The sequence below is a fragment of the Variovorax sp. Varisp53 genome (genome assembly GCF_059491555.1).
On record NZ_CP168512.1, the window covers coordinates 4,330,972 to 4,354,338 of the forward strand.

Below are 23,367 nucleotides of genomic sequence, written 5' to 3' on the forward strand. Positions count from 1 at the left end.
ATCCTTGGTTCAAGAAACAGATGCATGCAGGGGCATGCGTGCAGACAACTCCGACCGCAGGCCGGCCAGTTCCTCCAGGCGTGCGGCCACGTCGGGGCTTTCTGGTGCCAGCGCCTGCAACGCCGCCAGGGCCTCGTACTCGGTCCTGTGCTTGGCCCCCTCGCGCGCCACGTCGGCGGCCTGCGCGAAGCACGCAGCCACCGCCTCACGCTCACCGCCGGAGGCCTGCAGGTAGCGGGCCTTCTGCAGATGGAGCTCGGATCTGTAGAGCCCTTCCTTGAGCTCATCCGCCATGCGCAGGCACTCGTCGATGCGCTCGAGCGCTTCGCTCCAGCGCTGGTTGGCGGCCAGCGTGTCGGCGGCGAAGGCGCGGTAGTAGGTCTGGCAATAGCGGCAGCCCATGCCCCACAGCGCCTGCACCCAGGCGTCGGCTTGCGCGATGCTGTCGACGTCGCCGGTGGCCCAGCAGCGGATGATTTCCGCATACCCCTGGAACGCCGGCAGGCCATAGCGCGCGGTGATGCCGAGCAGTTCGCCCGTGCTGACCAGCGCCCGCGCCTTGTCGTTGCGGGCCTGGTGGCCCAGGCTCTGGTACAGCAGGGCCATGCTCAGCGACGGAATGTGCGACATCTCCCGCGCCCACCGGACGGCGTTCGCGGCGTCGGTGCGGGCGGCCGCGTCGTGGCCCGCGAACCAGCGCACCAGCGCGCGCCCCGTGGTGGCCCATACGCGGGTGTCGAAGCCGAAGTCGGCGGCATGGTGCGCGTGCGCTTCGGGGCTGTAGCGCTCGATGGCGTCGGTCAGCGACTGCTCGCCGAGTTCGAACTGGCCGTCGGAATAGTGCGCGAGCCCAAGATAGGTCTGTGCCGCTACGAACACGCCCTGGTCCTGCTGCTGCACGGCATGGTCGAGCAGCCGCTGGCTCAGCCGCTGCACCTCGGCGCGGTTGCTCGCGACGTGGTGGAAGGTGATCAGCGTCCACAGGTGCTGCACCTGCTTCTCGCGGGGCACGTTGTCGTCGAGCAGTTCCTGCGACAGGGCGATGCGGTCCACCACCTGCGCATGCGCCCAGCCGTACTTGTTCATCATCGCCTGCGTGACGTAGCTGTTCACGTCGAGGCGCGCCTCGCGCTGCGCGGCGCCATCGAGGCGCGCCATCCAGCCGTCGATGTGCTGGGCGTAGGAAATGGTTTCGTCGTTCAGCGAGCGGTGCTGGGTAATGCGCAGCTGCTGCACCGCCAGCGCCATGGCCTGCGCGTGCTCGCCCGCATCCGCCCAGTGCTGGGCCACGCTGCCCGGCTCGTCCGCCACGCGCTGCGGCTGGCTGTCCAGCAGCGTCTGCGCCACGTTGCGGTGTTGCTGCTGGCGCTGCGCGACGAGCATGCACTCGTAGGCGGTGTCGCGGATCAGCGCGTGGCGGAAGATGAAGGCGCCCGGCGGCCCGGCCGGCGCAACGAGGCCCGCGTCGTGCAGCACGGCCATGTCCTTGTCCATGGCTTCGGGAGGCTTGCCCGAACAGGCGCACAGCAGCTCGGCATCGAACTGCCGCCCGATGGTGGCGGCCAGCTGCAGCAGGCCCTTGACGGGGCCCAGCCGGTCGAAGCGGCTGACCAGCGAGTCGCGCAGCGTGACCGGAATGGCCGCCGGCTGCGCGGTGTCCTTGAAGACCCAGACGCCGTCCTTCTCCACCAGGTAGGCGTCGAGCAGCATGCGCGCCATTTCCTGGATGAACAGCGGCACGCCGTCGGTGCGCGCGACCACGTTGTCGATCACCTGCGGCGCAGCGACCCTCGGCGCCAGCGCCTGCCGGGCCAGCTCGGCCGCCTGCGCGTCTTCCAGACGGCGCACCTCGATGCACGCCGCCTGCAGTTCCGGCGGCTTCTCCCATTCCGGCCGCGCGGTCAGCACCAGCAGTACGCGCCGCTGCGGCAGCTGCGCAACCAGCTGCTCGAGAAACTCGATGCTCGTGGGGTCGGCCCAATGCACGTCCTCGAGCAGGAGCAGCAGCGGCGCCGCCTCGGCCATGTGCAGCAGCCACTGCGCGATCGACTGCAGCAACAGCGCCTTCTGCATCGGGGGAGACATCTGGCTGGGCGCGCTGTCGCCCAGCGGCAGGGAAAGCCATGCGCAGAAGATCGGCAGCACCACCTCGCCGTCGCAGCCGGCCGCATGCAGGGCCTCGCGCAGCCGCTCGCGCCGGGCGTCTGGCGTGGCGGCGTCGGGCGCTGCGTCGAGCCGCTGGCGCAGCAGTGCCAGGAACGGCGTCAGCGCGTTGTTCTGACTTTCGGGCTGGCACTGCGCACTGACGGTCTGCCAGCCTTCCTGCGCCACTTGCTCGCGCAACATGTCGGCGAGACACGACTTGCCGATGCCGGGCTCGCCGCGAATCCACACCGCGCCGCCTTGGCCTTGCCGGGCCTGGGCCCACGCCTCGCGCAGCTGCTGCAGTTCGGGCTCGCGGCCAATGCACGCCTCGTGCAGTGCCTGTTCCGCCGACTCGTGCAGCATGGACGCCTGCCGCTTGCTGCTGAGGCAATAGGTCTGGATGCCGCCGGACTGCCCCGGCAGGGCCACGCTACCGGCCTTGTCGAAGCGCGCATGGCGCCCCAGCAGCCGGTAGCTGCTTTCGCTCGCCAGCAGCGTGCCGGTTTCGGCAACGCCCTCGAGCCGCACCGCAACGTTGACGGCATGGCCCGACGGGATTTCTCCGGCGGCCACCACCGCCATGCCGGTGTGCATGCCCATGCGGATGCCCAGATGCACGCCGTGCGCCTGCTCGATGGCAGCCGAGCGCTGGCGGCTCAATGCAATCAACTCCAGCGCCGTCATGCCGGCCTGCCGCGCATCGGTGTCGCTGGCGTGCGGATAGCCGAACAGCACGATCATCCGGTCGCCCAGCGTGCCCGCCAGCAATCCGCCGCGCCGCGTGGCGGTCTCCGCGAACAGGGTGAGCTCGTTGCGCTGCAGCAGCTCCAGTTTTTCGATGTCCGAGGGCAAGGCATCGTCGGCGCCCTCGGCGTCGGCGTCCGGCCAGACCGAGACGCTGCAGCACAGCACCGTGAGCTGCCGCTTCTCGGAGAAGCCGCGCGTCGTCACCACGGTATGGGCCAGCGCCTCGTCCTGCGCCTGCTTGGCCGAGCGCAGCACGCCCACGAGGTCGTCCAGCCGCAGGCGCCCGAGTTCGGCCAGCAGCGTGGCCGCGGAATCGCAGCGGTCGGCGGCCTTCTTCCTCAATGCCTGCCGTAGCACGGAGGCCACCGGATGGCTGGCGATTTCCGAGGGCAGCGGCACTTCCTGCGGGCTCAGTTGCTGATGAAGAATCTCCGCCGCCGATGCGCCGCGGATGGCGGGCACGCCGGTCAGGCATTCGATGAACATCAGGCCCCAGGCATACAGATCGGACTTGACGCCGGGCGGTTCGCCGCGCAGCTGCTCGGGTGCGCTGTAGGCCGGCGTGCCCAGGGACTCTTCCGTCATCGTGAGCGTCAGGAATTCGGCGCCCCTGTTCGTGGGAATGACGGTGCTGATGCCGAAGTCCAGCACCTTCGCATGCGGGACGGCGCCGGTGAACGTGACCATCACGTTGTCTGGCTTCAGGTCGCGATGCACGATGCCCGCGGCATGCGCGCAGTCCAGCGCATCCAGCACTTCCGCCATGAGGTGGGCGGTTTCGGGGGCGGTCAAAGCGCCCTTGCGCCGGATCAGGCTGGTGAGCGTTTCTCCCGGCACGTACTCGAAGACGCCATAGACGCAGGCGCCCTGCTCGCCCTTGTCGAGCAGCTGAACGATGTGCGGATGGTGCAGCGCGGCACAGAGCTTGGTCTCGCGGTGGAAACGCGCAACGCGCTGGCTGCCGACCTGCAGCTTGACGACCTTGATCGCGACCACGGTGCCCGTGCGCTGCTGCAGCGCACGATAGACGGTGCCGTAGCCGCCTGCGCCCAGCTCCTCCAACAGGTCGTAGCCCGGAATCTCCAGCGGTTCCGGCAATTGCGGTTGCAACGCTGCGTGCGTGGGGTTGGTGGCGACATCCTGCATTTCAGCCTCGTCGTGATGGAACGTTGATGGTCCTCCGGGACCTGCCTCGGCCGCGTCCCGCGCTGCCACGGTACGCAATAGTGACACTAATTGTTACTGTAGCGGACACAAAGACTTTTCAGGCGGGCAACACTCCAAAAAAAGAAAACCCGCAACAAGTGCGGGTTGTTAGAACTTTTCGGTGTATATGCTGCCGCCCGGCGCAGCCCGGGCCCCTTCGCGAACACCGCGGAACCGGCTTTGCCGGGCCGCAGGTGTTGCCCCCGGTAGGGGGAAGGCGCAGCGACACGAAGTGCGCGCAGCCTGGGGGCGAGCCTATTTCTTGTCGCCGCCCGGCACCTTGCCTTCGACGCCCTTGACGTAGAAGTTCACGCCCGAGAGGAACTTGTCGTCGGCCACCGCGTCCTTGGCGACCACTTCCTTGCCGTCCTGGCCGAGGATCGGGCCCTTCCAGATCACGAAGCTGCCGTCCTTCAGGCCCTTCTTCACTTCCTCGACCTTGGCCTTGGTTTCGGCCGGCACGTCATCGGCGATCGACACGAGGTCGATGGCGCCTTCCTTCACGCCCCACCAGCTCTGGCCGGTGGTCCACTTGCCGTCCAGGGCTTCCTGGGTGGCCTTGATGTAGTACGGCGCCCAGTTGATGGTGGCCGAGGCCAGGTGGGCCTTGGGACCATAGGCGGTCATGTCGGAGTCCCAGCCGAAGGCGCGCTTGCCCTTTTCCTGCGCGGTCTTGAGCACGGCAGGCGAGTCGGTGTTCTGGAACAGCACGTCGGCGCCGCCGTTGATGAGGGCGGTGGCGGCCTCGGTTTCCTTGGGCGGGCTGAACCACTCGTTGACCCACACGACCTTGGTCGTGATCTTCGGGTTGACCGACTGCGCGCCCAGCGTGAAGCTGTTGATGTTGCGCAGCACTTCGGGGATCGGCACCGAGCCGACCACGCCCAGCGTGTTGCTCTTGGTCATGGCGCCGGCAATGACGCCTGCCATGTACGCGCCTTCGTACGTGCGGCTGTCGTAGGTGCGCATGTTGTCGGAGGTCTTGTAGCCGGTGGCGTGCTCGAACTTCACGTCCTTGCTGTCGGCGGCGACCTTGAGCATCGGCTCCATGTAGCCGAAGGTGGTGCCGAAGATCAGCTTGTTGCCCTGGCCGACCATGTCGCGGAACACGCGCTCGGCGTCGGCGCCCTCGGGCACGCTTTCGACGAAGGTGGTCTTGATCTTGTCGCCGAATTCCTTTTCGAGCGCCTTGCGCGCGTTGTCGTGCGCGAAGGTCCAGCCGCCGTCGCCCACGGGTCCGACATAGGCGAATGCGATGTTCAGCGGCGCTGCCGGAGCCGGTGCGGCAGCGGCGGGTGCCGGGGCCGGCGGGGGCGCTGGGGCCGGTGCTGCCGCTTCTTCTTTCTTGCCGCAGCCGATCAGGGCCGCCGAAGCGACCGCCGTGAGGGCGGCCAGCTTGAGCAGGGAGCGCTTGTTCAGATCATTCATTGTCGGAAATCCTCAAAAGGACAGGTTGGCGGAAAAACGAAACACGATTATGAGCCGGGGTAGAACGGTTTCCCGATGGAGGCCGGCATGTTGGCGCGAATGAACGCCGGGTTGCGCGAGATCAGCGCAAGCACCACGATGGGCGCGATGTACTGCAGCATGCTGAGGAACTGCGCCGGCACGTCGACGCCGCTGCTCTGCAGGTGAAAGCCCAGCATCGACACGCCGCCGAACAGGTACGCGCCCAGCAGCACGCGCACCGGCCGCCAGGTGGCGAAGGTGGTGAGCGCCAGCGCGATCCAGCCGCGCCCTGCCACCATGCCCTCGACCCACAGCGGCGTGTACACCGTCGAGAGGTAGGCGCCCGCGAGTCCGCACAGCGCGCCGCCCGCAATCACCGCCATGAAGCGGATGCGCCGCACCGGATAGCCCAGCGCATGCGCCGACTCGGGCGACTCGCCGACCGAGCGCAGCACCAGGCCGGCACGCGTGCGGTAGAGAAACCAGATCAGCGCGACGGTCAGCACCACCGCGAAATACACCATCGGGTGATGGCGGAACAGCGCCGGGCCGACGAGCGGGATGTCGCCCAGCACGGGGATGGCGTAGCTCACGCTCGCGGGCAGCTTGGCCTGCACGAAGTTGATGCCGGCAAAGGCCGAGAAGCCGACGCCGAACAGGCTGAGCGCGAGGCCGGTCGCGTACTGGTTGGTGTTGAGCCAGATCACCAGCACGCCGAAGAAGGCCGAGAGCAGCGCGCCGGCCGCCATGCCGGCGAGGAAGCCGAGCCAGGGGTTGTGCGTGGTGACCACCGTCGCGAAGCCGGCGATGGCGGCGCAGAGCATCAGGCCCTCGGCGCCGAGGTTGACGATGCCGGCCTTCTCGTTGATCAACAGGCCCAGCGCCGCGATGGCGAGGACCGTTCCGGCGCTCAGGGTGGAGCCCAGGAGGAGTGCGTAGCTGTCCATGTCAGTTGCTCCGGCGCGGGTTGCTTGTGTTCGAGGGCTGTTGTTCGGGGCGTGTGCTCAGGGCACCGGGTACTCCCCTCCGCGAATGTCCCCCGCCTTCGGCTCCTCCTTTATTTCGCTGCGGGGAGCACCCGGTGCCCTGAGCACGATGGGCGCGGCTGTGGTGCGGGCTGATCAACGACGGCTCTGTCCAACGCTCACGCCGGCGGGGTGCCTTGCGCAGCGAAATAAAGGAGGAGGCCGCAGGCCGGGGGACATTCGCGGAGCAAGGTACCCCGTCGGCGTGAGCGCCCCACGACACACGCGGCACTCGAATCGAAGCCAAGGCCTTCATTCAAAGCGCTCCTTCGCTCGGCCGCGCGACAGGCGCAGTGAGCGGTGTGCTCGCCTGCAGAGAACTTGTCGTCAAGCCAGCAGCCTTGACAGCCGCCTTGCGGCGAATGCGATAGGCAATGAGCGTGTCGCATGCCAGCAGCGTGAAGAGCAAGAGCCCCTGGAACACACCGGTCAACGACTTCGGCAGGCCGAGCCGCGACTGCGCCAGTTCGCCGCCGATGTAGAACATGCTCATGAGGAGGGCCGAGAAGATCATGCCCACCGGATGCAGCCGCCCGACGAAGGCCACGATGATCGCCGCGAAGCCGTAGCCCGCCGGCACATAGGGCGTGAGCTGGCCGAGCGGCCCCGCCACTTCGAGCGCACCGGCGAGGCCGGCCGCGCCGCCTGAGGTCAGCAGCGCGATCCACACCGCGCGCCGCGCCGAGAAGCCTGCGTAGCGCGAGGCTGCCGGCGCCAGCCCGCCGACCTGCTGCGCAAAGCCCGCGCGCGTGCGGAACAGGAACACCCACAGCGCCCCGGCACCCACCAGCGCGATGACCAGCCCGATGCTCACGCGCGAGCCCTTGAACAGGCGCGGAATCTGCGTGACCGCCTCGAAGGTCTTGGTCTGCGGGAAGTTGTAGCCGTTCGGATCCTTCCACGGCCCATAGACCATGTAGCCCAGCAGCAGCGTCGCCACGTAGACCAGCATCAGGCTCACCAGGATCTCGTTGGCGTTGCACTTGTCGCGCAGGAACGCGACTATGCCCGCCCACACCATGCCGCCGAGGACGCCCGCGACCAGGATGGCGGCCACGATCCACTGGCCGGTGGTCTTGTCAGCCAGCAGCGCCACGCCACCGGCCGCGATGGCGCCGAACACGAACTGCCCTTCGGCGCCGATGTTCCACACGTTCGAGCGAAAGCACACGGCCAGCCCCAGCGCGATGATGAGCAGCGGCGTGGCCTTGACCATCAGCTCGCCGATGGCGTAGCCGCTCTTGATGGGTTCGTAGAAGAACACCAGCAGGCCCTTGACCGGGTCCTTGCCGAGCGCCGCGAACAGCGCCACGCCGATCAGCACGGTGATCGCCAGCGCCAATATCGGCGAGGCATAGCTCCAGAAGCGCGAAAGCTCCGGACGGGGTTCGAGCTTAAACATGGGCCGCCTCCTTCTTCCACAGGCCGCTCATCCATTCGCCGATCTGCGGCAGCGTCGCGGCCGCGCGGTCGATGGAAGGCGACAGCCGGCCCTTGGCGATCACGTGCAGCCGGTCGCAGATGTTGAACAGCTCGTCGAGCTCCTCGCTGATCACCAGCACCGCACAGCCGGCATCGCGCAGCGCGAGGATCTCGGCATGGATCAGCGCGGCCGCGCCCACGTCCACGCCCCAGGTCGGCTGCGAGACGATGAAGAGCTTCGGGTTGGCGTCGATCTCGCGCCCGACGATGAATTTCTGCAGGTTGCCACCCGACAGCGACCGCGCCGCCGCGCGCGGGCCGCCGGCCTTGACCTTGAAACGCTCGATGATGGCTTTCGCCTGCCGCTCGAGCGCGCCGGTGCGGATCCATCCGCCCCGGCCCACCGCATCGCCGCGCGTGAGCAGCAGGTTGTGCGCGAGCCCCAGCGTGGGCACCGCCCCGCGGCCCAGCCGCTCTTCGGGCACGAAGTGCAGGCCGAGCGCGCGGCGCGCGCGCGGGCGCAGCCGGCCGGCGGGCTGGTCGAACACCCGGACCATCGGCGCATCGGCGCGCACGTCCTCGCCCGACAGCGTATAGAGCAGCTCCCGCTGGCCATTGCCGGAGACACCGGCGATGCCGACCACTTCACCCGCGCGGACCTCGAACGAAATTCCCTCGAGGTCCATGCCGAACTGGTCTTCGCGCGCCAGCGACAGCCCGTCGACGCGCAGCGCCACCGCGCCCGCATGCACCGGCCGGTGCTGCAGCGGCGGCGGCTCGCTGCCGATCATCAGCCGCGACAGCGACTGCGTGCTTTCGTTCTGCGGATTGCATACGCCCGTGACCTTGCCGCCGCGCAGCACGGTGCAGGCGCTGCACAGCTCCTGGATCTCGTGCAGCTTGTGGCTGATGTAGAGAATGCTGCAGCCCTCGGACGACAGCTTCTTCAGCACGGCGAACAGCTTGATGACCGCCTGCGGCGTCAGCACCGAGGTCGGCTCGTCGAGGATCAGCAGCTTGGGGTTGGTGAGCAGCGCGCGGATGATTTCGACCCGCTGCATCTCGCCCACCGACAGCGTATGCACCGGCCGCGCCGGGTCGATGTCGAGCCCGTATTCGCTCGCCTTGGCCGTGATGCTGCGCGCCACCTCGGCCAGTTGCAGCGACTTGTCGAGTCCCAGCCAGACGTTCTCGGCCACCGTGAGCGTATCGAACAGGCTGAAGTGCTGGAACACCATGCTGATGCCCAGCGCCCTCGCCTGCTGCGGGTTGCGCAGGTTCACGGCATGGCCGTCGAACATGACGGTGCCTTCGTCGGGCTTGACCGAGCCGTAGATGATCTTCATCAGGGTCGATTTGCCGGCACCGTTCTCGCCGAGCACGGCGTGGATCTCGCCGGGCTGCACGGCCAGGGAAATGTCGCTGTTGGCGACCACCGCGGGATATCGCTTGGTGATGTTCGCCAGTTGGAGTCTTGGGGTTGTCATGCCGGGTTTCGTGGATTTTTGTCTCGTCAACAGCAACAAAGCGGAAACAGCTATCAGTTTAATAACGTCCCCGCGACCATCGGCGCCCGACGGCGCTTTGCTCAGTTCAAGTCAGTGTCCGCCGATATAGGCGAACTTGAACATGAACACGGCGGCGATGACCCAGACCATTGCATGCACTTCCCGTGCCCGGCCGGTGCAGAGCTTCAGCACGGCGTATGTGATGAAGCCGAAGGCCAGGCCGTTGGCGATGGAATAGGTGAAGGGCATCGTGAGCGCGGTGACAGCGGCAGGGATCACCTCGGTCGTGTCTTCCCAGTCGAGCTCGACCAGGTCGCGCAGCATCAGGCAGCCCACGAAGAGCAGCGCCGGCGCGGTGGCGTAGGCCGGCACCGATCCCGCGAGCGGCGAGATCATCAGGCAGGCCAGGAACAGCAGCGCCACCACAACGGCCGTGAGGCCGGTGCGTCCGCCCGCTTGCACGCCGGCCGCGCTCTCCACATAGGCCGTGGTGCTCGAGGTGCCGAGCAGCGAGCCCGCGAAGATCGCACCGCTGTCGGCCAGCAGCGCCTTGTTCATACGCTCCATCTTGCCCGGCACCAGCAGGCCGGCGCGCTTGGCCACGCCCATCAGCGTGCCGGTGGCGTCGAACATCTCGACCAGGAAGAACACCAGCACCACGTTCAGGATGCCGCCCTTGAGCGCGCCCAGGATGTCGAGCTGCATGAAGGTCGGCGCGATGGACGGCGGCGCGTCGAACACGCCGTGGAACTTGTTGCCGCCGAAGAAGAACGACAGCACCGTCACCGTGACGATGCCGATCAGGATCGCGCCGCGCACCTTGAGCTTGTCGAGCGCCACGATGATGAGGAAGCCCAGCGTAGCCAGGATCACCGGCGCCGAGTGCAGGTCGCCCAGCGTGACGAAGGTGGCGGGCGAAGCCGCGACGACGCCCGCGCTCTTCAATGCGATGAGCGCCAGGAACATGCCGATGCCCACCGTGATCGCCGTTCGCAGCGACTGCGGTATGCCCTGTATGAACAGCTCCCGCAGCCCCGTGACCGTGACGATCAGGAACAGGCAACCCGAGATGAACACCGCGCCCAGCGCGACCTGCCACGTGTAGCCCATGCCGAGCACCACCACATAGGCGAAGTAGGCGTTCAGCCCCATGCCCGGCGCCATGGCGATCGGGTAGTTGGCGTACAGGCCCATGATCAGCGTGCCCAGCGCCGCAATGAGGCAGGTGGCCACGAAGACCGAGCCCTTCGGCATGCCCGCGTCGCCCAGGATCGAGGGGTTCACGAAGATGATGTAGGCCATCGTCAGGAAGGTGGTGAGCCCCGCGATGACTTCGGTGCGCACCGTGGTGTTGTGCGCGCTGAGCTTGAACACGCGTTCAAGCAGGCCAGGGCCGCTTGCGCCGCTCACGGCCGCACGCGCACGGGCGGACTCGACATGCCCCGGCGCGCGGGGATCGGCGCCCTGCGGCGCCTGTTCGAACGTACTCATTTCGCTTGTCTCCAGCTGTTGTAGTGGCGGTTGCTTCATCGTTGCCCCCGCTCACGACGCCGGCGCGAACGGGGATCTCTCAGGGATCGAAGGTTTCAGGCGCTGCGGGCAGGCGCGCCGCGGCGCCCGGTATCGCGGAAACCGTTGGACGCAGCGACGCCGCCACGTCCTTGATGCATTCGCGCAGCCAGCGCGCCGAGCTCGACGAATGGGTGCGTTCGTGCCAGAGCTGGTAGTACATGAGGCGCGGCAGCGCCACGGGGCAATCGAGAATCTTCAGCGGCAGCCGCGACGCGAAGCGCTCGCAGTACTGGCGCCCGGTGGTCAGCACCAGCAGGCTCGAGGCCACCATGTCCGGAATGAGGCTGAAGTGCGCGCAGCGCGCCGTGATGTTGCGCTGCCGCCCCAGCTCGTCGAGCATCTGGTCGATGATGCCGCGCCCACCCGGGTGCATGGGCGTGGGCGCGATGTGCTCGGCCGCGAGCCAGGTCTCCAGGTCCCAGCCGCGGCGCACCGCCGGATGGTCCTTGTTGACCAGAGACACCACCTCGTCGCCGAACAGCCGCGCCATGTGCAGGTCTTCCGGCGGCTTGAGCCAGTTGCCGATCACGAGGTCGACCTGGCCGAGCGCGAGGTGGCCGTGGTAGTCCGAGTCGGGTGAGAGCGCATGGATCTCGATCTGGCACAGCGGCGCCTCGCGCTTCACATGCGCCACCAGCATCGGCAGGAACAGCGGGTCCATGTAGTCGCTGGCCGCGATGCGGAAGGTGGTGGCGGCCGACTGCGGCTCGAAGCCGCGCGCGTCGGAGAACAGCATCTCGGCCGCGCGCAGGATGCTGGCGGCGGGCTCGATCATGCGCAGCCCCGCATCGGTCGGCACCATGCCCGAGCCCGAGCGCACCAGCAGCGGGTCGCCCGACAGCTCGCGCAGGCGCTTCAGCGCGGCCGAAACGGCCGGCTGGTACATGCCCAGGCGAATGGCGGCGCGCGAGACGCTGCGGTCGGTCAGCACGGTGTGAAGCACCCGGATCAGATGGAGATCGATCTTGTCGAAAAGCGCTTGGTCACGCATGTGGCGCCCCCCCAGTCTTCGCGCACTTCGTGTCGCTTCGCCAACCCCCTGCCGGGGGCAACACCAGCGGCCCGGCGAAGCCGGTTCCGCGGTGTTTCGCGAAGGGGATCAGGAGGTAGGGCATTGGGAGGACTTTGGACATGCGCCAAAGTCTACGAGTGACTATGCGGACTGGACAGCGGTAATGGCACGAAGGATCGACTCGCTCGTGGCCGGCGCCTTCAGCGGCGGATCGATGCGGTGGCCGCCCGCGGCAGACACCGCATCGCGGATCGCGAAGAACACCGAGAACGGCAGCAAGAGCGGCGGCTCGCCCACAGCCTTGCTGCGGTGGATCGAGTCCTCGAAGTTCTGGCCTTCGAACAGACGCACGTTGAATACCGGCGGGCAGTCGTTGGCCGTCGGAATCTTGTAGGTGCTGGGCGCGTGCGTGGTGAGCATGCCGCTTTGCGGATGCCACACCAGCTCCTCGGTGGTAAGCCAGCCCATGCCCTGGATGAAGGCGCCTTCGACCTGGCCGATGTCCACCGCCGGGTTCAGCGACTTGCCCGCGTCGTGCAGGATGTCGGCGCGCAACAACTTCCACTCGCCGGTGAGCGTGTCGACGATCACCTCGCTCACGGCCGCGCCGTAGGCGTAGTAGTAGAACGGGCGGCCCTGCATCCTGTCCTTGTCCCAGCTCAGGCCGGGCGTAGCGTAGAAGCCATCGGACCACAGCTGCTTGCGGTCGAGGTACGCCTCGCCCACCACGGTGCTGAAGGCCAGCGAGCGGCCATTGACCTCGACCTTGTCGTTCGCGAAGCGCACCTCGCCGGCCTTGCCGCCATGGCGCTCGGCCGCGCATTCGGCTAGGCGCTCGCGGATCTGCCGTGCCGCGTCCTGCGCGGCCTTGCCGTTCAGGTCGGCGCCGGTCGATGCTGCCGTGGCCGAGGTGTTCGCCACCTTGGTGGTGTCGGTGGCGGTCACGCGCACGCGCTCGAAGCTCACGCCCAGCTCGTGCGCCACCACCTGCGCCACCTTGGTGTTCAGGCCCTGCCCCATCTCGGTGCCGCCGTGGTTCACGAGGATCGAGCCGTCGGTGTACACGTGCACCAGCGCGCCGGCCTGGTTGAAGTGCTTCACGTTGAACGAGATGCCGAACTTCAGCGGCGCCAGCGCGAGGCCGCGCTTGAGCACCACGCTCGTCTTGTTGAAGGCCGCGATGTCTTCGCGCCGCGCGCGGTAGTCGCTGCTGGCTTCCAGCTCGGCCACGAGTTCATGGACGATGTTGTCGGTCACGGTCTGGCGGTACGGCGTGACGTTGTTGTCGGTCTTGCCGTAGAAGTTGACGCGCCGCACGTCGAGCGGGTCGCACTTCAGTTCGCGCGCCACCGAGTCCATGATGTTCTCGATGGCGATGGCGCCCTGCGGGCCGCCGAAGCCGCGGAACGCCGTGTTGCTCTGCGTATTGGTCTTGCCCGAGAAGCCGTGCATGGCCACGTTGGGCAGCCAGTAGGCGTTGTCGAAGTGGCACAGCGCGCGCGTCATCACCGGACCCGACAGGTCGGCCGAGTGGCCGGCGCGCGAGACCATGGTGATCTCGGCGCCGAGGATGCGGCCCTCGTCGTCGTAGCCGACCTCGTACTCGTACCAGAAGCAGTGGCGCCGGCCGGTGATCATGAAGTCGTCGTCGCGGTCGAGCCGCAGCTTGACCGGGCGCTGCAGCTGCCGCGCAGCGATGGCCGCCACGCAGGCGAACAGCGCCGACTGAGACTCCTTGCCGCCGAAGCCGCCGCCCATGCGCCGGCATTCGACATGCACTTCGTTCGACTGCAGGTGCAGCGCATGCGCCACCAGGTGCTGCATTTCGCTCGGGTGCTGCGTCGAGCAGTGGATGTGCAGCGCGCCGCCTTCCTTCGGAATGGCGTAGCTGATCTGGCCTTCGAGGTAGAACTGTTCCTGGCCGCCCACGTCGAGCGTGGCCTTGTGGCGGTGCGGCGCCTTGGCGATGGCGGCGCGCACAGCGGCCTCGTCGCCCTCGTTGGCGCTGCCTCCACTGCGCACGATGTGCATCGGCGGCACCACGTACTGGCCGCGTTCGTGCGCTGCCTGCGGCGTGAGCACCGGCGGCTGCGCCTCGATGGTCATCGCGTCCTTGGCTTTCGCAGCGGCGCGGCGCGCGGCATCGCGCGTCTCGGCGATCACGGCGAACACGGGTTGTCCGAGGTAGCGGATCTCGCCGCCGTGGTTCACGGGCAGCAGGATCGGGTCGTCGTGGACGATCGAGCCGCAGTCGTTGCTGCCGGGAATGTCGTCGGCCGTGAGCACCGCGACCACGCCGGGCATCGCGCGGATCGCGTCGAGCGACAGCGCCGTGACCCGGCCGTTAGCGGCCGGCGACAGGCCCAGCGCGCAGTGCAGCGTGCCGGCGAGTTCGGGAATGTCGTCGATGTAGGTCGCTTCGCCGGCCACGTGCAGGTGGGCCGACTCGTGCGGCCGGCTGATGCCGACACGCGCGCCAAGATCGTGCGCGAGCGCTTCGGCACCGACGTCGATGCGCGCGGCGGTGTTGGCCAGGTAATCGGCAAAGGCCTCGGCGGGCTGCAGCAGGCGGGCGTCGATGGGTTTGTTCATGGTCAGACTCCTTCGGCGGCGGCCTTGGTGGCATGGGGCATCACGCTCCAGACACTGGTTTCTTCCAGCGACAGGGCGTCTTCGGCGCGGGTCTCGAGCCAGAGCCGCTGGATCAGGTTCTGCGCCACCTGCAGCCGGTAGTCGGCCGAGGCGCGCATGTCCGACAGCGGCTTGAAGTCCTGTGCCAGCGCGAGCTTGGCGGTGGCAACGCTGGCCTGCGTCCATGGCTTGCCGAGCAAGGCCGCCTCTGCGTTCGCAGCGCGCTTGACGATGGCGGCCATGCCGCCGAAGGCCAGGCGCACGGCCTTGACCGTGTCGCTGCCGGCTTCGAGTTCGATGGCGAAGCCCGCGCACAGCGCCGAGATGTCGCAGTCGAAGCGCTTGCTGATCTTGTAGGCGCGCACCTGGCGGCGCAGCGCAGCGTGCGGAACGGCCAGCCCCTGGACAAACTCGCCCGGTTGCAGCTGGTTCTTCATGTAGTCGAGATAGAACTCTGACAGCGGCATGCGGCGCACCGCATCGCCGCGGCGCAACTCGATCTGCGCATCGAGCGACATCAGCACCGGCGGCGAATCGCCGATGGGCGAGCCGTTGGCGACGTTGCCGCCCATGGTGCCGGCATGGCGGATCGGCGGGGAGGCGAAGCGCAGCCATACGTCGGAGAGGCTCGGCACGCGCTCGACCAGCGCGGCAAAAGCGGATTCGAGCGAGGCGCCGGCGCCGATGTAGAGCTCGTCCTTGCGGTCTTCGATGGTCTTCATTTCGGCCACGTCGCCCACGTAGATGATGTCGCCCAGGTCGCGGAACTGCTTGTTGACCCAGAGGCCGACGTCGGTCGAGCCGGCCAGCAGCTGGGCACGCGGTTTTTGCTCGCGCAGCGCGGCGAGCTGGGCCAGTGTCTTCGGCGCATGGAAGTGGTCGATGCGCGCGCCGAGCGGCGCGGCATAGTCGAGGCCGTCGTTATGCAGCGCGGTGAGGGCCGCGACCACCGGTTTCGTGTCGAGCCGCACGGCCGGCAGGTCGAACATGCGCTGCCCGGCATCGAGGATCGGGCGGTAGCCGGTGCAGCGGCACAGGTTGCCCGAGAGTTCGTCGGCCAGCTGCTGGCGGGTGGGCTGCGTGCCTTCGGCCTGGTGGTGCTCGTAGGCGGACCAGAGCGACATCACGAAGCCGGGCGTGCAGAAGCCGCACTGGGAGCCGTGGCAGTCGACCAGGGCCTGCTGGACGGGGTGCAGTGTGTGCACGGCATGCTGCTTCTTTTCAGCGGTCTTCCCGGTCTTGCATTGGCTTTTCAGGTCCTCGACCGTGAACAGCGCCTTGCCATGCAGCGTGGGAAGAAACTGGATGCAGGCGTTCATGGTCTGCAGGTTCAGCCCGTCGATGGTGCCTTCGGCGTCGGGATCGGTGGCGAGTTCGCCGATGACGACGGTGCAGGCGCCGCAGTCACCCTCGTTGCAGCCTTCCTTGGTGCCGGTGCAGCGGGCGTCCTCGCGCAACCAGTCGAGCACGGAGCGGGTCGGGTGGACGCCGGTGACGTCGACGATCCTTCCGCGATGAAAGAAGCGGATCGGTTGAATCTGGCTGCTGGTGCTGCTGTCGGTGCTCATGCTTTTGGGCTCGTGGGAGACCCGTCGTGGGTCAGTCATGGACGTTAGCGGCTTGTCCGGGGTCCTGCATACGGGGGCGCCCATAACGCGTATGTGGGGGTCGGTATGCCACGTACGGGGAAACCCTTGCGCGCATGCTGCAATTCCCGGGCCACGCGAAGGCCCCGTCGGCGGTCAGCTGTGCGCGATGGCCACCCACGCCGTGGCGACCAGCGTGGAACCCGCCGCCGCGAGCAGGCCGCCGACCAGCCATTTGAGCGTGCGCGGCTGCAGCCTGTTCGGCAGCCGGTGGTGCAGCCGCGTCGCGCCGTAGACGACCGGCATCGCGCAGCCGGCCAGCAGCGCCGCGCGCCACGAGAAGTGCCCCGTCGGCACCACGATCACGAGCCGCACCAGCGAGTTGAACGCGAACATCAGCAGCAGCGCGCGGCGCACCAGCTCGCGGTCCAGCGGCTGGCGGTACATGTGGAAGACGATGGGCGGCCCCGAGCTCGAGAACAGCCCGCCCAGCACGCCCGACAACCCGCCGACGACGGCGAAGCTCGCGCGGCCGGACACCGCCGGCCGCGGCCTGGCCTGCAGCACCAGCAGCACCGCGCAGCCCAGGATCGACACGCCCAGCAGTCCGCGCAGCCAGTCGACCGCGTCGCCGCTGAGCCAGTTCAGCAGCACGAGCCCGACGATCACGCCGACCGTGCTGCCATTGAGCGCCGGCTTCATGAGCTGCCAGGGCACCACGCCGGGCCGGGCGCGGAAGTACGTCCATGCGTTGATCAGGCTCAGCACCGTGGCGGCGTTGGCGGTGTCGCTCACGCTGGCGACGTGGAGCACCGACACCAGCCCGAGCAGGATCAGGCTGAATGCAAAGCCCGTGAGGTTCTGCGCGTAGGTGGCGAGCGCGACGCAGGCCATGAAGACCAGCACCGGGCCGGCCCCCGAAAGAATCGCTTGCACGGGTCCGGTCTCAGCGCATCATGTCCCAGCCCATCATCAGGGCCGCGAATCCCATCAGGGCGGTGCCGCCCCAGCCGAGCCACCGGGTCCGGCGCCCGGAGGTGAACACGCCCATCACCTTCTCGCGCGTCACCAGGATCATCATGGCCGCCATGATCGGAACCGCTACCACCCCGTTGATGACCGCGCTCCAATAAAGCGCCTTCATGGGGTCGATGGGCGTGAAGTCGAGCGCCGTGCCGACCAGCGTGGCCACTGCGATGATTCCGTAGAACTCCTTGGCCTCGCGCCAGTGCCGCTCCAGCCCTTCTCCCCAGCCGAAAGCCTCGGCCACCGCATAAGCCGCGGAAGACGCGAGCACGGGCACGGCCAGCAGGCCGGTGGCGATGATGCCGCCGGCAAACAGCCAGAAGGCGAAATCGCCGGCCAGCGGGCGCAGCGCCTCGGCCGCCTGCGCCGCGGAGGTCACGTCGTGCACCCCGGCCGTGTACAGCACCGATGCGCCCACCACCATCACGAAGAAGGCGATGAGGTTGGAGAAGGTCATGCCCACCCAGGTGTCCAGGCGCACGCGCCGCAGGTCGTGCCGCACCTCCTCGTCCGTTCCGCGCCGCCCGCCCTTGAGCCGAAGCTCCTCGACTTCCTGCGACGCCTGCCAGAAGAACAGGTAGGGCGAGATCGTGGTGCCCAGGAGCGCCACGATCATCATCCAGTAGTCGCCGCTCCATTGCAGCCTGGGCACCACGAGGTCGTGCAGCACCCGCTCCCATTCCACCTGCACCGCGAACACCGCGGCAACGTAGGCGAACAGAGTGAGCGTCAGCCACTTGAGGATGTGGGCCAGCTTGCGGTAGGGCACGAACACCTGCAGCAGCACCGTCACCACGCCGAAGACCAGCGCGTGGAAATGCGCCCCGCCTCCCACCACCAGCTGCAGAGCCTCCCCCATCGCCGCAATGTCGGCCGCGATGTTGATGGTGTTCGCCACCACCAGCAGGAAGACCAGCACGACCAGGAAGCTGCGCGGCATGTGCTCGCGCAGGTTGGCCGCCACGCCCTTGCCGGTCACGCGCCCGATGCGCGCCGACACCAGCTGGATCGCCACCATGAACGGCAGCGACAGGAACACCGTCCACAGCAGCCCGGTGCCGAACTGCGCGCCGGCCTGGGTGTAGGTCGCGATGCCGGACGGATCGTCGTCGGCCGCGCCGGTGACGACGCCCGGGCCGACGTGGCGCAGGAAGGAGGGAATGCGTTTCTTCATGTTCGCCCGATGGTGGCATGCCGAGCCTGACCAGTACATGAATCGCGCGCGGGCTCATGGCTTCTCATGACGCCTTCTCCGAGAACAGCGCCGTAATGACCTGCCGCAGCCAGCGGTTGCCCGGGTCGGCCTCGAAGCGCTTGCTCCAGTGCAGCGACACCGTGAAGTCGCGCAGCGGAAACGGCGGCTCGACGATGGCATGGCCGCCCTCCCCGGCAAAGCCGCGCGCGATGTTGCGCGGCATCACCACCGCCAGGTCGGTCGCGCGCACGATGGCCGGCAGCACCATGAAGTGCTCGGTCGTCAGCCGGACCCGGTCCTCGAGGTTCAGCAGCTGCAGGATGCGCAGGGTGTCGGCGTGCGTGCGCACGGCCACGTAGTCGAGCTCCTGCAGCGCATCGAGCAATGCCTGGCCGCTGCGCCGGCGCTTCAGGAAGGGATGGTCCTTGCGCAGCAGCACGATGTAGCGGTCCTTCAGCAGCTGGGCGCGCTGCGTGTCCTTCACGTGGGGCAAAAAACCGAAAGCAAAGTCGACCTTGCCGCTGTCCAGCGCGGTGGTGATCTCGCCCGCCGCCAGCGGCTTGGTCTCGACCCGCAGGCCCGGTGCCAGCTCGCGCAGCCGCGCCATCAACGGCGGCAGGAAGCGCCCCTCGCCGATGTCGCTCATGTGGATGCGGAACAGCTTGCGCGAGGCCGCCGGATCGAAGCGCTCGGGCTCGCTCAGCGCCTGCTGCAGCGTGGCCAGCGCCGACTGCACCGACACCGCCAGCCGCTCGGCGCGCGGCGTCGGCGCCACACCGCCGGGGGTGCGCGTAAAGAGCGCATCGCCCAGCAGCAGGCGCAGCCGGGTCAGGCCGTGGCTGGCGGCCGGCTGCGTCAGGCCCAGGGCCTCTGCCGCGCGGCTCACGTTGCGGGTCCGGTAGACCGCATCGAAGAGCCGCAGCAGGTTGAGGTCCACCTCGTCGATATGCACCGAGTTCATATTGGATAGCTGGATTATTTTATTGAAGTATGGCGCCGCACCCACCACACTGCCGCGTTCCCCCCTCAAGACCAGAACACGGCGAGACACGATGGAAGTTTCATTCAGCAAGGAAGTGGAGATGCTGCGCCTCGGCGCAGGCGACACCTTCCACGGCGAGGGCATCCTCGCGATCACCAAGGGCCTGCTGCAGTCGGGCGTGGCCTACGTCGGCGGTTACCAGGGGGCGCCGGTGTCGCACCTGCTCGACGTCATGGTCCAGGGCAAGGCCTACATGGACGAGCTGGGCGTGCACGTGGAAGCCTGCTCGAACGAGGCCTCGGCCGCGGCCATGCTCGGCGCCTCCATCCACTACCCGCTGCGCGGCGCGGTCACCTGGAAATCGATAGTCGGCACCAACGTGGCGGCCGATGCGCTCTCCAACCTCTCTTCGCCGGGCGTCACGGGCGGCGTACTGGTCGTGGTGGGCGAGGACTACGGCGAAGGCGCCAGCGTGATCCAGGAACGCACGCATGCCTATGCGCTCAAGTCGAGCATGTGCCTGCTCGATCCGCGGCCCGACCTCGGCGTGATGGTGCGCATGGTGGAGGAAGGCTTCCGCCTGTCCGAAAGCTCGAACATGCCCTGCCTGATGGAGCTGCGCATCCGCACCTGCCACGTGCGCGGCAGCTTCGAGTGCAAGGACAACATCGCGCCCGCCGTCTCGACCCGCGCGCTGATGACCGAGCCCGCGGGCTTCGACTACATGCGGCTCGCACACCCGCCCGTCACCTTCCGCCACGAGAAGCTCAAGGGCGACGAACGCATGCCGGCGGCGCGCCGCTACATCGTCGAGCACGGCCTCAACGAGCTGATGCCCGGCGGGCGCCACGCGGACCTCGGCATCGTGGTGCAGGGCGGGCTTTACAACGCGCTGATCCGCAGCCTGCAGCAACAGGGGCTGGCCGACGCCTTCGGCGAGACGGACATCCCGATCCTCGTGCTCAACGTGACCTATCCGCTGGTGCCGGAGCAGGTTGCCGACTTCTGCGTGGGCAAGCGCGCGGTGCTGGTGGTGGAGGAAGGCCAGCCCGAATACATCGAGCAGGACATCGCCACGCTGCTGCGCCGGCGCGACATCCAGACGCCGCTGCACGGCAAGGACATGCTGCCTTCGGCGGGCGAGTACGGCGTCGAAGTGCTGTCGGGCGGTATCGGCAAATTCGCCGCGCAGTACATCGCGGCGAGCGAGGCCCTGTCTTCCGCGCAGGCCTGGCTGGCAGGCAATCGCGAACGCCGCGAAGCGGTGGCGCGGCAGCTGGCCACACCGCTGCCCAACCGGCCACCGAGCTTCTGCATCGGCTGCCCCGAGCGGCCCGTGTTCTCGGCGCTCAAGCTCGCGCAGCAGGAGACCGGCCCGGTGCACATTGCAGCCGACATCGGCTGCCATGCCTTCGGCACTTTCGAGCCCTTCTCGATGGGCCACTCGATCCTCGGCTACGGCATGAGCCTCGCGAGCCGCGCGGGCGTGGCGCCGATGATGAACCGCCGCACGCTCTCGATCATGGGCGACGGCGGCTTCTGGCACAACGGCCTGCTCACCGGCGTGCAGAGCGCGCTGTTCAACGGCGACGACGCGGTGCTGCTGATCTTCAAGAACGGCTACACCTCGGCCACCGGTACGCAGGACATCATCTCCACGCCCGACGACGAGATCAAGGAGCGCGCCGTCGACAAGCAGCAGAGCCTGGTCGACAAGAACCAGACCATCGAGGACACGCTCAAGGGCCTGGGCGTGAAATGGATGCGCACCGTCACCACCTACGACGTGGAGCGCATGCGCAAGACGCTCACCGAAGCGCTCACCAGCGACTTCAACGGCCTGAAGGTGGTGATCGCCGAGGGTGAATGCCAGCTCGAGCGCCAGCGCCGCATCAAGCCGTGGCTCGCCGGCCTGCTTCAACGCGGCGAGCGCGTGGTGCGCGTGAAGTACGGCGTCGACGAGGACGTGTGCAACGGCGACCACGCCTGCATCCGCCTGTCGGGCTGCCCGACGCTCACGCTCAAGGACAACCCCGATCCGCTCAAGGTCGACCCCGTGGCCACCGTGATCGACGGCTGCGTGGGCTGCGGGCTGTGCGGCGCCAATGCGCACGCGGCCACGTTGTGCCCGAGCTTCTACCGGGCCGAGGTGGTGCAGAACCCGAAGTGGCATGAACGCCTGCTGCACGGGTTGCGCGGCGCGGTCGTGCGTGCACTTCAACCGGCATGAGGAGCGAAGGCATGGAGAACAACCGCCCCATCACCCTGCTCGTCTGCGCCCTCGGCGGCGAAGGCGGCGGCGTGCTCACCGAATGGCTGGTCGACATCGCGCGCCACGCCGGCTACGCCGCGCAGAGCACGTCGATTCCCGACGTGGCGCAGCGCACGGGCGCCACCACCTACTACATCGAGGTGTTTCCCGTGCCGCTCGCGCAGCTTGGCGGCAGGCGCCCGGTGTTCAGCCTGAGCCCGGTGCCGGGCACGCTCGACGCGATCGTGTCGTCCGAGCTGCTCGAGACCGCGCGCCAGATCGGCAACGGCATGAGCGCGCCGCTGCGCACGCTGGTCATCAGTTCGTCGGCGCGCATCCTCACGACGGCCGAACGCATGGAGCCCGGCGACGGCCGCGCCGATGCGCAGCGCCTCGTCGACGTGGTGAAGGCCTTCAGCCGCGAGCACCACGTGTTCGACATGAATGCCATCGCGCGCGACAGCGGCACGGTGGTCAGCGCGGTGATGCTCGGCGCCATCGCGGGCAGCGGGTTGTTCCCGTTCCCGCGTGGGGCCTATGAACACGTGGTGCGTGGCGGCGATACCAGCGCACCCGGCAAGCTCGGCAAGATGGCGGCCGCCAGCCTGCGCGGCTTTGCGGCGGCTTTCGACGCGGTGAGTGCGCCGCGCGTGCAGGCTGCGTTCGTCAGCAGCGTGCTCGCCGGCGACACCCACGACGCGCCTCCGCCGGCCGGCGCCCTGCCCGCCGACCTCGCACGGCGCTTCCCGCCCGCCGTGCACGACATGCTCACGCTCGGCCATGCCCGCGTGCTCGACTACCAGGACGCCGCCTACGCCGCGCTCTATGCCGAGCGGCTGGCCCGCGTGCTCGACGCCGAGCGCGCAGCCGATCCGGCCGGTACGCAGGGTTTCGCCATCACCCGGGAGATGGCGCGCTGGCTCGCGCTGTGGATGGCCTTCGACGACATCGTGCGCGTTGCCGCGCTCAAGGGCCGCGCGAGCCGCGCACAGCGGGTGCGGCAAGAGGTGCGGGCCGCCGACGACGACATCGTGAAGGTCTACGACCACTTCAAGCCCGGCGCCGCAGAGTTCGCGGCGCTGCTGCCTCCTGCGCTGTCACGCCGCGTGACGGCCTGGGACCGGGGCCGGCAGGCGCGCGGCCTCGCGCCGTGGGCGCTGCCGCTGAAGGTGGGCAGCCATTCGGTGTTCGGCATGGCCTCGCTGCGGCTGCTGGCTTCGCTGCGCTGGCTGCGCCGCCGCGGCAGCCGCTTTGCCGAGGAGCAGGCGTTGATCGAACGCTGGCTCGCCGCCGTGGAGGCGGGCACGCGCGAAGCGTGGGCCCTGGGCCACGAGCTGGCGCTGTGCGGGCGGCTCATCAAGGGTTACGGCAGCACCAACGAACGCGGCAAGGAGAACCTGCTGCACATGACGGACCACCTCGCCGCGCAGCCCGGCATTGCGCCGGCCGAGCGCGCGCGGGCCGTCGCCGCCGCGCGCACGGCCGCACTGGCCGACGACGCAGGCAAGGCACTCGATGCGGCGCTGGTGGAACACGGCGCGCCCGCCCGCCCCGTCAAGGCGCAGCCCATCCGCTGGATGAAGCGCAAGCCCGCCGGCAGCGCCTGAGAC

At 68.4% G+C, this 23,367-nt stretch carries 14 protein-coding genes; 2 read left to right on the plus strand and 12 right to left on the minus strand.

Annotated elements, in window-relative coordinates; genetic code table 11:
• Nucleotides 1-9: 9 nt before the first annotated feature.
• From ACEOAB_RS20245 to ACEOAB_RS20300, 12 genes are all read right to left on the minus strand, one after another.
• Entirely contained in the window at nt 10-4,038 is a 4,029-nt protein-coding gene (locus ACEOAB_RS20245; RefSeq protein WP_413750480.1) for a TOMM system kinase/cyclase fusion protein, read from the minus strand.
• Nucleotides 4,039-4,353: 315 nt separating this feature from the next.
• A complete protein-coding gene (locus tag ACEOAB_RS20250) occupies nt 4,354-5,526 on the minus strand; it encodes a BMP family ABC transporter substrate-binding protein (protein ID WP_413750481.1) in 1,173 nt (390 codons plus the stop codon).
• Between the two features lie 47 nt (nt 5,527-5,573).
• A complete protein-coding gene (locus ACEOAB_RS20255) occupies nt 5,574-6,494 on the minus strand; it encodes an ABC transporter permease (RefSeq protein ID WP_007839100.1) in 921 nt (306 codons plus the stop codon).
• Between the two features lie 334 nt (nt 6,495-6,828).
• Nucleotides 6,829-7,974, minus strand: a complete 1,146-nt coding sequence (locus ACEOAB_RS20260; protein WP_056589579.1) for an ABC transporter permease — start codon at nt 7,972-7,974, stop codon at nt 6,829-6,831.
• Nucleotides 7,967-9,481 (minus strand): ABC transporter ATP-binding protein, encoded by a 1,515-nt coding sequence (locus ACEOAB_RS20265; RefSeq protein ID WP_495653070.1) that lies wholly within the window; start codon nt 9,479-9,481, stop codon nt 7,967-7,969. The genes ACEOAB_RS20260 and ACEOAB_RS20265 overlap by 8 nt, the downstream gene beginning before the upstream one ends.
• 111 nt (nt 9,482-9,592) lie before the next feature.
• A complete protein-coding gene (locus ACEOAB_RS20270) occupies nt 9,593-10,993 on the minus strand; it encodes an NCS2 family permease (protein ID WP_056589570.1) in 1,401 nt (466 codons plus the stop codon).
• Between the two features lie 79 nt (nt 10,994-11,072).
• Nucleotides 11,073-12,065, minus strand: coding sequence for a LysR family transcriptional regulator (locus tag ACEOAB_RS20275; protein WP_413750104.1), 993 nt, complete (start codon nt 12,063-12,065; stop codon nt 11,073-11,075).
• A gap of 162 nt (nt 12,066-12,227) precedes the next feature.
• On the minus strand, nt 12,228-14,678 hold the full coding sequence (xdhB, locus tag ACEOAB_RS20280) for a xanthine dehydrogenase molybdopterin binding subunit (RefSeq protein ID WP_413750105.1): 2,451 nt from the start codon (nt 14,676-14,678) through the stop codon (nt 12,228-12,230).
• A gap of 2 nt (nt 14,679-14,680) precedes the next feature.
• Nucleotides 14,681-16,285, minus strand: coding sequence for a xanthine dehydrogenase small subunit (gene xdhA, locus ACEOAB_RS20285; RefSeq protein WP_413750106.1), 1,605 nt, complete (start codon nt 16,283-16,285; stop codon nt 14,681-14,683).
• A 174-nt stretch (nt 16,286-16,459) separates the two neighbouring features.
• The gene (locus ACEOAB_RS20290) at nt 16,460-17,239 is read right to left on the minus strand and encodes a sulfite exporter TauE/SafE family protein (protein WP_495653071.1); all 780 of its coding nucleotides are present in this window, start codon (nt 17,237-17,239) and stop codon (nt 16,460-16,462) included.
• Nucleotides 17,240-17,249: 10 nt separating this feature from the next.
• Nucleotides 17,250-18,503, minus strand: a complete 1,254-nt coding sequence (locus ACEOAB_RS20295; protein WP_200955401.1) for an Nramp family divalent metal transporter — start codon at nt 18,501-18,503, stop codon at nt 17,250-17,252.
• 64 nt (nt 18,504-18,567) lie between these two features.
• Nucleotides 18,568-19,485, minus strand: a complete 918-nt coding sequence (locus ACEOAB_RS20300) for a LysR family transcriptional regulator (RefSeq protein ID WP_495653072.1) — start codon at nt 19,483-19,485, stop codon at nt 18,568-18,570.
• A gap of 91 nt (nt 19,486-19,576) precedes the next feature.
• Here ACEOAB_RS20300 and ACEOAB_RS20305 point away from each other — a divergent pair, with 91 nt between their 5' ends.
• Complete coding sequence (locus tag ACEOAB_RS20305; protein ID WP_056589552.1) at nt 19,577-21,736, plus strand: thiamine pyrophosphate-dependent enzyme; 2,160 nt, start codon at nt 19,577-19,579, stop codon at nt 21,734-21,736.
• Nucleotides 21,737-21,747: 11 nt separating this feature from the next.
• Nucleotides 21,748-23,364: an indolepyruvate oxidoreductase subunit beta family protein gene (locus tag ACEOAB_RS20310; protein WP_495653073.1), complete on the plus strand. Its 1,617-nt coding sequence runs from the start codon at nt 21,748-21,750 to the stop codon at nt 23,362-23,364.
• The last annotated feature ends 3 nt before the right edge of the window (nt 23,365-23,367 follow it).